Annotated in this window: 14 protein-coding genes; 7 read left to right on the forward strand and 7 right to left on the reverse strand. The window is 51.2% G+C overall.

The window, feature by feature from the left end; translation table 11 throughout:
* Window positions 1-109: 109 nt before the first annotated feature.
* Entirely contained in the window at window positions 110-748 is a 639-nt protein-coding gene (locus PsAD5_RS08855; protein ID WP_063291842.1) for a methyltransferase domain-containing protein, read from the forward strand.
* Between the two features lie 20 nt (window positions 749-768).
* Here the strand turns inward: PsAD5_RS08855 and PsAD5_RS08860 are convergent, their stop codons facing one another.
* Both PsAD5_RS08860 and PsAD5_RS08865 read right to left on the reverse strand, forming a co-directional pair.
* Window positions 769-1,110, reverse strand: a complete 342-nt coding sequence (locus PsAD5_RS08860) for a TraR/DksA family transcriptional regulator (protein ID WP_063292114.1) — start codon at window positions 1,108-1,110, stop codon at window positions 769-771.
* Between the two features lie 106 nt (window positions 1,111-1,216).
* A complete protein-coding gene (locus tag PsAD5_RS08865) occupies window positions 1,217-1,525 on the reverse strand; it encodes a PilZ domain-containing protein (protein ID WP_057460940.1) in 309 nt (102 codons plus the stop codon).
* A 278-nt stretch (window positions 1,526-1,803) separates the two neighbouring features.
* Between PsAD5_RS08865 and PsAD5_RS08870 the strand changes: the two genes are divergently transcribed.
* From PsAD5_RS08870 to PsAD5_RS08895, 6 genes are all read left to right on the forward strand, one after another.
* A complete protein-coding gene (locus PsAD5_RS08870; RefSeq protein WP_063291843.1) occupies window positions 1,804-2,382 on the forward strand; it encodes an NnrU family protein in 579 nt (192 codons plus the stop codon).
* Window positions 2,383-2,550: 168 nt separating this feature from the next.
* Window positions 2,551-3,129, forward strand: a complete 579-nt coding sequence (locus PsAD5_RS08875; RefSeq protein WP_063291844.1) for an NnrU family protein — start codon at window positions 2,551-2,553, stop codon at window positions 3,127-3,129.
* Between the two features lie 227 nt (window positions 3,130-3,356).
* Window positions 3,357-4,028: a tetratricopeptide repeat protein gene (locus PsAD5_RS08880; RefSeq protein WP_063291845.1), complete on the forward strand. Its 672-nt coding sequence runs from the start codon at window positions 3,357-3,359 to the stop codon at window positions 4,026-4,028.
* Window positions 4,029-5,375, forward strand: a complete 1,347-nt coding sequence (locus PsAD5_RS08885; RefSeq protein WP_057460944.1) for an outer membrane protein assembly factor BamB family protein — start codon at window positions 4,029-4,031, stop codon at window positions 5,373-5,375.
* A 123-nt stretch (window positions 5,376-5,498) separates the two neighbouring features.
* Window positions 5,499-6,905, forward strand: coding sequence for a ribosome biogenesis GTPase Der (gene der, locus PsAD5_RS08890; protein WP_057460945.1), 1,407 nt, complete (start codon window positions 5,499-5,501; stop codon window positions 6,903-6,905).
* A gap of 218 nt (window positions 6,906-7,123) precedes the next feature.
* Window positions 7,124-7,906 (forward strand): inositol monophosphatase family protein, encoded by a 783-nt coding sequence (locus PsAD5_RS08895; RefSeq protein WP_063291846.1) that lies wholly within the window; start codon window positions 7,124-7,126, stop codon window positions 7,904-7,906.
* A gap of 72 nt (window positions 7,907-7,978) precedes the next feature.
* Here PsAD5_RS08895 and PsAD5_RS08900 read toward each other — a convergent pair whose 3' ends face one another.
* The 5 genes from PsAD5_RS08900 to alr form a co-directional block, all read right to left on the reverse strand.
* Entirely contained in the window at window positions 7,979-8,725 is a 747-nt protein-coding gene (locus PsAD5_RS08900) for an SDR family NAD(P)-dependent oxidoreductase (protein ID WP_063288437.1), read from the reverse strand.
* 5 nt (window positions 8,726-8,730) lie between these two features.
* Window positions 8,731-10,224, reverse strand: a complete 1,494-nt coding sequence (gene purF, locus PsAD5_RS08905) for an amidophosphoribosyltransferase (RefSeq protein WP_063288438.1) — start codon at window positions 10,222-10,224, stop codon at window positions 8,731-8,733.
* 46 nt (window positions 10,225-10,270) lie between these two features.
* Complete coding sequence (locus PsAD5_RS08910; RefSeq protein WP_063291847.1) at window positions 10,271-10,897, reverse strand: CvpA family protein; 627 nt, start codon at window positions 10,895-10,897, stop codon at window positions 10,271-10,273.
* 81 nt (window positions 10,898-10,978) lie between these two features.
* A complete protein-coding gene (gene radA, locus PsAD5_RS08915) occupies window positions 10,979-12,382 on the reverse strand; it encodes a DNA repair protein RadA (RefSeq protein WP_063291848.1) in 1,404 nt (467 codons plus the stop codon).
* A gap of 33 nt (window positions 12,383-12,415) precedes the next feature.
* Window positions 12,416-13,567, reverse strand: coding sequence for an alanine racemase (gene alr / locus PsAD5_RS08920; RefSeq protein WP_063291849.1), 1,152 nt, complete (start codon window positions 13,565-13,567; stop codon window positions 12,416-12,418).
* Window positions 13,568-13,701 lie beyond the last annotated feature (134 nt).

Genomic DNA, 13,701 nt, shown 5'->3' on the forward strand with positions numbered 1-13,701 from the left:
CGGTTTTTTCTTATCTAGTGATCAACTCGGCTTCTAATTTTGCATGGATTTCTAATTTTATAAGTTCGTACATACTGTTTGATGTTTTGAAATTTGGGGGCAGTCGTCAATGGATCTACCTGATGCGGAGTTATATCTAACTGAACAGCATAGAGAACTCTTGCTTTGCCAGCGAACCGATTTGATTGGCAAGGATGAAGACGCAGTCCTTCGTCTATACCGAAAACACATCGCCAAAGCTGTTCGAATGTTGAAGGATCACGTCCCGGATCTTGCTGCGAAAGGGCGATTCCTGGATATCGGCTGCGGCCTCGGATTTGGCCTGCTCGTTTTAAAGGAGCTTTATGGGGCGGATCATTGTTTCGTCGGCTTAGACAAAGATGGCAAAGACACAGAAATCAAATATGGTTTTAAGCTTCATGCAGAAATATACAACGACCTGATGCGCACAGCCGAGAATTTGCAGCTCAATAGGATTGCACCTGAAAACGTCAGTCTTATCAATTTGGATCATAACGCGTTTCCTGATGGTACTTTTGATGTCGTTGTGTCTTTTCTCGCTTATGGTTGGCATTTTCCAATTTCAACGTATTTTGAAACATTGAAGCAAGTTACCAGAAAACAGAGCATCATCTACCTCGACCTACGCCGTAAGACAGACGGCCTCTCAATGATGGCTTCAGAGTTTGATCTTGTCTGGGCAAGAGAAAATAAGAAGGGTGTCAGTACAATTTGGCGAGCGCGTTAGAGGTAGTCTGAGCGTCAAGGCTACCCAAACAACTTCGCGCAGCTGATGCAATAAAGAGCGGCTGGGTCTACGCGCAGTCGGGCTTCGGGAATGTCGTCTCCGCATTCAAGGCAGAAGCCGTATTCGTCCTCTTTGATCCGCTGCAGGGCGCTGTCGATCCGTTGAAGTTCTCTGGTGCGTTGGCGGTCATTGGCTTGAGCCATCGCTTGCCGTTGCATAGCGTCCATGCGGGAGAGGCGGCCAACGGACTGTTGGTCAAGCGCAACCGTTGCACGGTCTCCCTCAGAGATAGCAGTGAGTTCTGTCAGTTCTGCCTTTCGTGCAAGAAGTAACTTCTCTGCATCATTGAGAGCCAGTGTCATCAGATCATCTCCCGCCCAAACCTTCAGGTAGTCAGTATGAGCGCGAATTGAGAAACTGTGCAAGCAAAACAAAACGCCCAACATAGTGGGCGTTTAAGGGAGTGGATTAGATTTTCATCAGGCTGGAAACGGTTTCTTTTTCGCCCACAAACTCTACACCCAGTGTATCCGCTGTCCTCCAGCGGACTTCGGTTTGCACGCGCTGGCGCAGATGAACCAGATAGAGTGTAAACTCATCGGGAATATCGATCGTTGTTTCCATCTTCAAGCGGGCACCGAAATCGGACAAATCACGAATAACACAGTCGAAAACCATCGACTGGCTCGCGAAAACAATGCGCCCTTCCTTAAGCGTACGCCGACGGCGAACGCGGCGACGTTCACTAGTTTCTGTTGCACTGTCACTTTCGGACATAGAACTTTCCAGGCACTGTTTCTGTTTGTGAAACCTTAGATCTTGCGCAAATATAGGAGTCAAACAGTCAAGTTATGATATATGCAGATAAACAACTCACCCTGATTTAGCGAGAAAAGCAGCATGAGCTCAAGGGTTCTGCGAAAAAGAATTGGGTAAATGTATAAAACACCTTACGCAGCGACGGTCAGGCTTATTGATATTTCACCGCGTATGGTCACAGTGCACAAGCCTATCTAAGGGCTTTAACGTAAAATACAAATCTAAAGGGTCACTCGATGACGCTGTTATTAGTTGGGCTATTCATCTTTCTGGGAATTCACTTCGTCCCATCTTTTCCTGGGTTTCGTGACTCAGTCGTTCAGCGCATTGGACTGAATCCATACCGGGCGATCTACTCACTGATCGTGCTGACAGGCCTTTTCTCCATGATCTACGGCTTCGTTCTGGCGCGTGAGGAAGACCTGTTTCCGCTGTACATAACGCCATTCTGGCTACGTCATCTGGCTATGACATTGCTCTTACCAGTCTTCATTCTGGTTTTTGCGAAGTTTATTCGCGGTAACATCGCCAAGTGGACCAAAGACCCCGTTATTCTGGCAGTAAAGATCTGGGCAATCTCCCATTTACTGGTCAATGGTGAGCCATATTCCGTTGCTTTATTCGGTGGCTTTCTTGTCTGGGCGATCTGGGCGCGGATCTCCTTGAAGAAATTCAATCGCAAAAACACTGCAGTCGAAGAGTTCCCACACGCTCTGCGCAATGACATCATCAGCGTTGTGTTGGGCATGCTCCTCTACGGTTTGTTTGTCTGGAAACTACATGCGCTGCTGATCGGTATGCCGATCCTGACTTAAGCAAACTCTCAAATCGCGAGTGTTTCAGCAAAACCGGGTGCGTGACTGATCAGTTGCGCACCCGGTTTTGCTTTAGGCTGAGTATTTTGACTGATCCAAAGATTGTTTTGCAATTGAGCACTCTGTGAAATACCTTTGCCCTCAATTGATCTTGGGGGAGAACAATTTATGGCATTATTGATTTCAGGCCTCACCGCATTTTTTGCGGTGCATTTGATCCCGTCGTTCTCGGCGCTTCGGGACACGTTGGTTCAACGTCTGTCGTTCAACGGATATCGCGGACTGTACACGCTCATTTCATTGGGTGCTCTGGTCGCAATCGTCTATGGCTTCGGTGCCGCCTGGAATGGTGATTATGCGCCATGGTATGTCGCACCAAGCTGGGGTCGTCACGTCACCATGCTGTTGATGCTGCCTGTTTTTCCACTCTTCTTTGCCTCTCAATTGAAAGGTAATATCACACGCGTCACCAAGCACCCGTTGATCAATGCAACAAAGCTTTGGGCTGTGGCTCACTTGTTTGCAAACGGGGAACCTTACTCTGTACTATTGTTTGGCTCATTTTTGATCTGGGCAATTCTTGTCAGAATTACCATTGCCCGCCGTGAGCGTATCAATCCACCAAGCCGGGACTACCCAAACGCAACGCGAAACGATGTGATTTCCGTAGGCCTCGGTTTGATTTTCTATGGCCTGTTCGTGTGGAAACTACATGCAATTTTGATCGGGGTACCGATCATAGCTTGACCTTTTGCATGGGGTAAGGTCTCAAGACAGACATCAAAGTGGTCTCTCTCGGCAATTACACTTGTAAATGTTGGCAGGGAAAACTCTTTCATTGCCCTAATAAAGCCACTAATCGGTTGAAAGAGGTAGAGAAAGAGGTTTGCCTGCGGCTCTCTTAGTTTTAATGTGACGCCGCCCATTGGGATACCACGAACCTAAGAATCGTTGCTGCAGGAACATTTGAAGTTATGTCCGACATTTTTCGCGAAGTCGATGAAGAAGTAAGAAGCGACCAGTTTTCAAAGCTTTGGAAGCGCTTTGCTCCGGTTGTATACCTGACAGCAGGTCTTATCGTTGTAGGTACCGCAGGTTTTCGCGGCTATGAGTACTGGCAGAACAAACAGTCTCAGGCAGCAGGCACTGAATTTCTGGAGGCTATCAAGCTTTCAGACGCAGGCAACTACACCGAAGCGCAGGCAGCTTTTGTTTCCATGGAAGGCAGTATTGGCGGTTATCCTATGATGGCCAAGATGCGCATTGGAACCGAGTTGGCGCTGGAAGGTAAACCTGACGAAGCCATCAAGGCTTTTGAAGCGGTCGCCGCTGACAGTGCGACACCAATCATTTACAAGGGCCTCGCCAACATCCGGGCTGCTTATCTGCTGCTGGATAACGGCGACCTTGCTGCTGTGAAAAAACACACAGAAGTGCTAGCTGTTGCTGGTAACACATGGCGTTTTTCTGCATTGGAAATTCTGGGTGCTGCTGAGTACAAGGCTGGTAATCTGGATGCAGCTCGCACGCGCTTCAGCGAAATTGTGAATGATGCAGCTGCTCCGTCAGATGTTTCCGGACGCGCACAAATTTATCTTGAACTAATTACCTCTGCATTGGGCAAAGACGAAAAGGGGACTGAATAAGTGAGCGAGACCAAAAGAAAGTCTTGGAAGGCTTTGATTGGAACCGGCGCGCTTGCGCTGACGCTGGCTGGTTGTTCTTCTCTTTCCAGTCTAAATCCATTCGGCGGCGATGATGAGTTTCTTGAGGGAGACCGTCAGCCACTGTATCAAGGCGCATTAAAGCCATCTGCAACAGGTGGAGATGCCAAGATCGGTGCGGCGACAGGTGGGTCAACCTGGCCAACCGCTGCTGGTCCTAAGAGCAATGATCCGGGCAACATCGCAATCAATGTGAGCGGTGGTGTTGCATGGTCGTCGAGCATCGGTCAGGTCCGTTCTCCCGGCTTCTTTGGTATAGGCTCCAGCAACCCGCGCACCGCTGCGCGTCCGGTTTCTGATGGCCAGCGCATCTACGTCTATAAGTCGGATGGCAACCTCGTTGCTCTGACAACTGGTGGCGCCAAGGTCTTCACAAAGAACCTGGGCCTGGAAGGCGAGAACGAAGTTGCCGCAGGTGGTGGTGTCGTGCTTGACGGCGGCAAGATCTTTGTCGCAACCGCATACCGCAATGTTTATGCACTTGATAAAGGTGGCAACGTCCTTTGGACCAAGCAACTGGAAACACCGGTTCGCGGTGCGCCAGCAGCGGCCAATGGCAAAGTTGTCGTTGTAACACAAGACAATGAAGTGATCGGCCTCAACCAGTCAGATGGGGAACAGGCATGGTCATTCGCTGGCATCGCAGAACAAGCAGGCCTGCTTTCCTCTGCAAATCCGGCAATTTCAGGCAACACTGTTGTTGTGCCGTTTTCCTCAGGCGAGGTTATGGCACTTGACATTAACAGCGGTGAGCCTAAATGGATCGATACCGTTGCACGGTCCTTCCGTACACGCGCGCTCTCTGGCCTGACAGATGTTTCTGCAAGCCCGGTCATTGAAGGCAACAAGGTTATTGCAACCTCCGTTGCTGGACGCACACTGGGCATTGCTCTGAAAGATGGCGAGCGTTTGTGGGAGGCTGATTTTGGTGCCGTACATACTCCGGTTGTTTCCGGCGGTACGGTATTCTTGATCGGCTTGGATGACAAATTGCATGCAATCTCAAGTAAGACCGGCAACCTTATCTGGAGTGCCAAGTTGCCAACTGGCGAAAGCGACGCCAAGAATGTCAACTGGGCAGGTCCAATTCTGGCCAACGGCCAGCTGATCGCCATGTCCAGCAACGGTTATCTTGCATCTGTGAATGCAAAAACCGGTCAGGCATCCGCATCGCGGAAAGTGACCAGTGGCGTATTTGTATCACCAATTGTTGCTGGTGGACGCATGGTCGTCCTTACCAGTGACGGAGCGGTTGCAGCGCTGAACTAAACGTATCCCACGAAAAGTGGATACCGGTTTTCGAAACTGGGATACGTTAAAAAATAAAAGCTTAGAGTAGGGCGCATAAGGCGAACTACTCTAAATGCTGCATACCAGACGAGGAGTATTCGCGTGACTGCGACAGTCGCCATTATTGGCAGACCTAATGTTGGCAAGTCGACGCTCTTCAATCGCCTTGTAGGCAAGCGCTTAGCGCTTGTTGATGATACCCCAGGTGTGACCCGTGACCGTCGGTCCGGTGATGCGCGCTTGGGCGATCTGCGATTCAAGATCGTTGATACTGCCGGCCTGGAAGAAGCAGAGGCAGCAAGCCTCGAAGGGCGTATGCGCGCTCAAACAGAAGAAGCAATCCGGGATGCGGATGCATGCTTATTCCTTATTGATGCACGCGCTGGCTTGATGCCGCTTGATGAGCACTTTGCGAACCTTCTTCGCCGAGCCGACACCCCTGTAATTCTTTGCGCCAACAAGGCGGAAGGCAAAGCAGGCGATGGCGGCCTCTATGATGCGTTCACGCTTGGATTGGGTGATCCTGTTCCTCTTTCTGCGGAACACGGAGAAGGCCTGTCCGAGCTTTATGATTTTCTGCGCCCGATTGTAGATGCTGCAGACGAGATGGAAGGTTCTTCCGAATTTACTGAAGCACGAACAGATGTTGATGTCGAAGACGAAGAGATCGACGAGCCGGTTGGCACGCTCGAACGTCCTTTGCGCATGGCAATTGTTGGCCGTCCAAACGCAGGCAAGTCTACTCTCATCAACCAGATGTTGGGTGAAGAGCGCCTTCTGACCGGACCTGAAGCTGGCATCACACGCGACAGTATCTCTGTTGAGTGGGAATGGCAGGATCACCATGTGAAGGTGTTCGACACTGCAGGTATCCGCAAAAAAGCACGCGTTCAGGAAAAGCTGGAAAAGCTCTCCGTTGCGGACGCCCTTCGTGCAATCAAGTTTGCTGAAGTTGTTGTTGTAACGCTCGATGCCACTATCTCCTTCGAGAAACAGGACTTGCAGATCATCGACCTGTGTGCCCGTGAAGGTCGCGCAATCGTTATTGCACTCAATAAGTGGGACTTGATTGAGGATCGTGAGGATGCTTGGGGTCACATCAAGGATTCACAAGCACGCTATCTGAATCAACTACGTGGTGTTGAGATTGTCACCATGTCCGGTATCAACGGGCAGGGCCTTGATAAGCTCATGCAGGCTGTTTTCCGGTCTTACGAGATGTGGAACAAGCGCGTTGGTACATCTGGCCTCAACCGCTGGCTGGAAGGTGTTCTGATCCACCATCCGCCGCCAGCAGTGTCTGGGCGTCGTGTGCGCTTGCGTTTCATGACACAGCCAAAGACACGCCCACCGCATTTTGTGGTGTTCTGCTCCAAGCCAGACAATCTGCCGGAGAGCTACACCCGATATCTTGTGAATGGTATTCGCGAGCGTTTTGACATCAAAGGAACGCCCATTCGTCTGTCCTATAGAAAGGGCGACAATCCATACCACAAGAAGAGAAGGTGATTTCGCTTTCACTTGATTTCATAAAAGGGCAGCAGTCAGCTGCCCTTTTATTTTGCTAAATCCCGGAGAACCGGGAACTGTCAGGGTTCTGACCACTGTCGCGTACTTGAATTTTTCTCTAGAAGTATCAGTCAGTGCCGCTAATAAGTTGCAATTCTTCCTGAATCTGCTTTTAATCGCGCTCTCTTTCCGCATTCCCTACATTTAATAGGATTATCATGTCACAAGACCGTTTTACGTTCGCCAACGCTCTGGTTAAGCGCGCTGGTGCCTATGCGCACGAATATTTTACGCGTTTGGAGACCCTCAATATTGAGAGTAAAGGTCATCAGGACATGGTCTCTGAGGCCGATCGCGATACTGAAATTCTTGTCCGCAAAGCCATTACCGAAGCATTTCCAGATGACAGCATCGTGGGAGAAGAGGGTGATCCCAAACCGGGTACTTCTGAGTATACTTGGATCATCGACCCGATTGACGGCACGGCGAACTTCGTTTCTGGCATTCCACAGTGGTGCGTGATCATTGCCTGTGTCAAAAACGGTGAAAAATATATTGGCGTCATTTATGATCCATGTGCAGATGAATTGTTTGCATCTGAAAAAGGCAAAGGGGCAACACTCAACGGTACGCCAATGAAAGTGTCCACGAGCGATTCCTTGTCCAATGGGTCAATCGGTCTGGGCTTCAGTGCACGCGGGCGCAATCAGGCTGTCAAAAGCGCAGTTGATGCACTGCTGGATGAAGGCGGGATCTTTTTCCGCAACGCGTCCGGTGGTCTTATGCTGGCATATGCCGCCTCTGGCCGTCTCATCGGTTATATCGAAGAGCACATGAACTCCTGGGACTGTATGGCAGGCCTGCTCCTTCTGGAGGAAGCTGGTGGGAAATGTCAGGAAATTGACGTCGCCAACGCAGTCATGAACGGCTGTAAAGTTGTTGCTGCTTGCCCGGGTGTATTTGATCAGACCAAAGCGCTAACTGATAAGTGCTTCATCTAAAGCACCCAGATTGCACAACAAAAAAGCCCCGGCTCATCACCGGGGCTTTTCGTATTTGTAGGCTTATGCCGTTTAGCTGGTCAGCTGCACGAAGTCCCTCAGTTCTTTGCTCGGGAAATCGTAGAGTCGACCATTCTCCTGGCTTTCTGGCAAGCAGAAGCGCACGATGTCCTCAGAGATCTCGGAAGGATGCGGCAGGGTCTTTGGGTCTTCGCCCGGCATTGCTTTCGCACGCATGCCAGTCCGCATCGGGCCTGGATTGATGAGCATGGATTGAACGTTGGTCTTCTGCGTTTCGTTCACATACGTGCGTACAAGCGCCTCCAGAGCCGCTTTTGACATGGAGTAAGGTCCCCAATAGGCACGACACTTGTGTGGCGCTCCTGAGGTCAGGAAGACCGTACGGCCCGCATCGGACTGACGTAGCAGTGGATCAAGCGAACGAATAAGACGCCAGTTCGCAGTCACGTTGATTTTCATCACGTCATCGAACTTCTTCGGATCCACATGACCCAGTGGAGAAGTCGGACCGAGAATACCGGCGTTACCGACAAGAATGTCGAGCTTTTTCCAGCGTTCAAAGATCGCAGCGCCCAAACGGTCAATCGCGTCGAAATCAGTCAGGTCAACTGGCACAAGCGTAGCTGAACTACCGGCCTTCTGGATCTCGTCATCCAGTTCTTCCAGTCCGCCAACAGTCCGTGCGATCGCAACAATATGCGCACCTTCTTCAGCAAGCTTTTTTGCAGCAAAATAACCAATGCCACGGGAGGCTCCCGTGACAACAGCAACACGACCTTCAAGTCTTTTCGAACTCATTGAACTTAACCAGTTTCTACAAGGCGGGGAGCCTGACGTGTGTCCACATCGTCAGACAGATCTGTAAGCGGGGTCGGATAGTCCCCGGTAAAGCAGTGATCAGTGAACTGCGGGTTCTCGTTGTCACGGCCATTTTCATGGCCCATGGCACGGTAGACGCCGTCAATGCTCAGGAAGGCAAGGGTATCTGCGCCAATGTATTTGCGCATGCCTTCAAGGTCATACTTGGCAGCCAGCAGCTTTTCGCGAACCGGCGTATCGATGCCGTAGTAATCGGAGAATTTGATTGGCGGAGAGGCCAGACGGAAGTGAACTTCTTTCGCGCCAGCATCTCTGATCATCTGAACGATTTTCACACTGGTAGTGCCACGCACAAGGCTGTCATCCACCAGCACCACACGCTTGCCTTCAATCTGCGCTCTGTTGGCAGAGTGTTTGAGCTTAACACCAAGCGTACGGATCTGCTGTGTCGGCTCAATAAACGTGCGGCCCACATAGTGGTTGCGGATGATGCCAAGCTCAAACGGAACACCGCTTTCGGCTGCAAAACCAAGAGCTGCAGGAACACCAGAATCTGGAACCGGAACAATCACATCCGCTTCAACAGCACTTTCCTGCGCCAGCACGCGCCCAAAACGCTTACGAACGTCATAAACGGAATGGCCATTCAAAACACTGTCCGGGCGGGAGAAGTAAATGTACTCGAAGATATCTGGACGGGAAGGGCGCTTACCAAACGGGAAGTAGCTTTCGATACCACCCGGCGTACAAACAACAACCTCGCCATTCTCAACTTCGCGAATGAATTTAGCGCCAATGATGTCCAGTGCACATGTTTCACTTGCAAAAATCGGAGCACCATTCAGATCGCCAAGAACCAATGGGCGAATTCCATAAGGGTCACGCGCACCAATCAGCTTTTTACGGGTAAGTGCGACAAGAGAGTAAGCACCTTCCATCTGGCTGATGGCCTCGATGAAGCGATCTACGATCTTTTTCTCACGGGAACGGGCAACCAGCTGCAGAACCACTTCACTGTCAGATGTAGACTGGCAGATCGCACCGTCCTTGATCAACTGACGGCGTACGGTCATCGCATTGGTAAAGTTGCCGTTATGACAGATTGCAATCCCGCCACCATCAAGCTCAGCAAACAGCGGCTGCACATTGCGCAGTGCAGCTTCACCAGTGGTGGAGTAGCGCACATGGCCGATTGCGTACGGACCCTTCAGGTTGTCGATGGTTTCCTGCTGAGTGAAATGATCACCCACAAGACCCATATGACGTTCTGAGCGGAACTGATCGCCATCAAATGTCACAATGCCTGCAGCTTCCTGTCCGCGATGCTGAAGCGCATGAAGCCCCAGAGCCGTCAGTGCTGCTGCATCATCATGTCCAAGAATGCCAAAAACACCGCATTCCTCGTGCAGGGTATCGCCGTCAAAATCTGCCTGTAGCTCTTTCAAAGCGGCAGAATTGTTTGATACGCCACTGCTCATGGCATCACTCCTTGGTTCTTACTTGGGCCAAATATCAAAATTAAGCTTAGTTCCGGCCTTCGCCGGAGGCCGTCAGCTGGTCCAGTCCGCGCCGCTCACTTGGGGAGTAACGGGCTTCTTCATCACTGGATGCGCCTGTTGTAGAGCCGGTCGTGCCGCCCTGCTTACGAATCTGGTCCATAATTGCGCGTTCAGGATCTTCCGGCAGCGCCGCAACCAAACTTTGACCGCTGGTCACCAAAAGGTGTCTGGATTTGGCATCCATAATCCAGTTTGGCTGGCGTGGCTCTGGAACAAACCAGTTAAAGAACAGCAGCGCAACGACAACAAGCAGGAAGCCGCGGGCTGCGCCAAAGACAAAACCGAGAGTTCTGTCGAGCGCGCCAATTCGGCTGTCCAGCACGAAGTCTGAAATGCGCATGGTGATGTAGCTCACCACGATTAATGTCACGAGGAAGACAGCACCTGCAGCAATGGCAGTTGCCAGTGTGTCATTGGTTACGTGCTGCAACACAAATGGTTTCAGGCTGCCATAAAAAAGATAGGCGGCGACTGCTGCTGCGACCCATGATGCAATAGAAAGCACCTCACGCACGAACCCGCGAATCATAGCAAGAACGCCAGAGATCAGCATGATAACCAGTAGAATTCCGTCTAAGAGTGTGATCGGCATCTGTCGACACAAGTCCCTTGTTTGACTGGCAGGCAAACCAACAAAAATGCCTGCCGGTTAAAATCAGCCTAGGTTAAACCCTTAAGCGTTTTCCATTTTCTGTGCACTGGCAACAATATTTGCTACCAGATCTCCCAACTCCTCAAGTCCTTTAACCTGACCGAGAGCATTGGAGCCTTCTTTCATATTCCCGTCGGCGATAACCGCCTGACCGAATCCAAGCTTCTGAGCTTCCTTTAATCGGGAAGCTGCCTGAGCGACTGGTCGAACTGCACCAGACAGACTGATTTCGCCGAAATAGACGCATTCGAGGGGAAGAGCAACCCCACTAAGCGATGAGATTAAAGCTGCCGCAACGGCGAGGTCAGCTCCTGGCTCATTAATTCTCAGTCCACCAGCGACATTCAGATAAACGTCATGTTGCGCAAACTTAACACCGCAGCGTGCTTCAAGCACAGCCAAAATCATAGAAAGGCGCGCACTATCCCACCCGATCACCGCTCGGCGTGGTGTGCCAAGGGGGGAGGGTGCAACAAGTGCTTGCATTTCGACCAGCAATGGCCGCGTACCTTCTATCCCGGCAAACACGGCTGAACCTGGAGCAGTTGCGCTTCGTTCACTAAGGAACATAGCACTGGGATTCTTTACTTCTCGTAGCCCCATGTCGGACATCTCGAAGACGCCAATTTCATCCGTTGGGCCAAAGCGGTTTTTCACGGCTCGCAAAATGCGATATTGATGCGCGTTATCACCTTCAAAATAGAGCACGGCATCAACCATGTGCTCTACAACGCGTGGGCCAGCGATCTGGCCGTCTTTCGTCACATGACCAACAAGAACAACCGTTGTTCCGGTTTTCTTGGCAAAGCGGACCAGAGCCTGCGCAGAAGCTCGCACCTGCGTTACTGTTCCTGGCGGAGAATCAGCCATCTCGGTCCACAGCGTTTGGATACTGTCCAGGATCACAAGATGGGCGCGTTCATCACCTTTCTTGGCTTCCAGAGTTGCAAGAATGTCTTCAACGCTTGTCTCGGCAGCCAACTGAACCGGAGCATCGCGCAAACCAAGACGTTCTGCACGCAAACGCACCTGATCCACAGCTTCCTCGCCAGAGATATAAACGATATTGTGCCCTTGATAGGCAAGATGTGCGCTGGCTTGCGTCAATAGGGTAGACTTGCCGATACCGGGATCGCCGCCTACCAGCAGAGCAGAACCTTTTACAAAGCCGCCGCCAGTCACACGGTCCAGCTCGGCCACACCTGTGATAATTCTCGGAGCGTCTTTGGTTTCACCCGAAAGTCCAACCAGCGGAACAACCCGGCCCTTGGAACGCGAAGCGGTCTTGGGCCCGGCTCCGATGCCGCTGGCCTCTTGCTCTTCCTGAATTGTGTTCCATTCACCGCAAGATTCGCAGCGGCCTGCCCATTTGAGTGTGGTTGCCCCACAAGACTGACAGACAAATGAAAGGGAGCGTTTCGCCATATCGAATTCAGGTTCCTGCCAGTGTTTAGCTCGCTAGCGTTTATAGTGGCGTGTATAGCGTGCTCCAAGGCTACACAGCAATTCATATGGGATGGTTTGAGCAAAGTTTGCCAATTCATCCACGTTTACATGTGCGCCCATAATCTCAACCGGTGCACCGCGTGACAGATGTTCCTCGGGAATATCCGTCACATCAACTGCAATCATATCCATGGAGACACGGCCAAAGATGGGAGCAAAATGCCCGCCGATATAAACCCGTGCGCCGTCAGGCTGGTCGTCAGAGCTGCCAACCAGTCGGTGCAAACCATCCGCATAGCCTGCATTTATGGTTGCAATCCGGCTTTTTCGCGGTGTTACACGGGAAGCCCCGTAACCCACAGGATCGCCAGGGGGAACCTCACGCAAACTGATGATTTCCGCCAGAACATGTGCAACTGGAAGCATCGGGTTGCTGTCGTCAGGAACTGGGTTTCCACCATAAAGCGCAATGCCTGGGCGAACCATGTCGAAGTGGTAATCAGCTCCCAGAAAAATACCGGCAGAGTTGCTCAAGGATTTGCGGGCGCCCGGAAACAACTCACAAACCCGCTGGAAACGATCCAGTTGCTTTGCGTTGAGCTCGTGGTCAGGCGTATCGGCGCAAGCAAGATGGCTCATGATCAGATCGATCTTGATGTCCTTAAGGAAATGAGGCGACTCACCAGTCTTCAGCGCATCTTCAATAGACATGCCCAAACGATGCATGCCTGTATCAAAGTGCAAAGCCGCAGGCAGCTCTTCATCCAGACCTTGTGCAAAAGCGGACCATTCAGCCGCTTCCTCAAGACTGTTTAAGACCGGTTTGAGACTGAAATCGTAATAGAATTTCTCACGGCCACGGAAGAGGCCATTCAGCACATAGATTTCTGCATGTGGCAGTTCTTTGCGCAGGTCGATTCCTTCTTCAGGAAGCGCAACAAAAAAGACACGGGCTCCGGTGTGATAAAGTGTTTTGCCAACTTCTGTAGCACCAGTCCCATAACCATTGGCCTTGAGTACCACAGCGCAGGTACAGCCATCACCCACCTTGCCATTCAAATAACACCAGTTCGAGCGTAGAGCGGTAAGGTCGATGGTTAGCTTTGCAGCACCGCCAGCAGAATGAGCTGCGCGGGCAGATGTAGGAGCGGCAGAATGTGTCACGCGATTGCCCTCAGATTCTTTGAATGCGCAATAACCTACAAAAAATATCTGAATTTAAAAAGAAAGACCCGGAGCACTGCACAACTGATGTGCGTTACCCCGGGCCAATCGCTAATTCAGTAGGATGAACCAGA

The sequence above is a fragment of the Pseudovibrio sp. Ad5 genome (genome assembly GCF_001623095.1).
GTDB lineage: Bacteria > Pseudomonadota > Alphaproteobacteria > Rhizobiales > Stappiaceae > Pseudovibrio.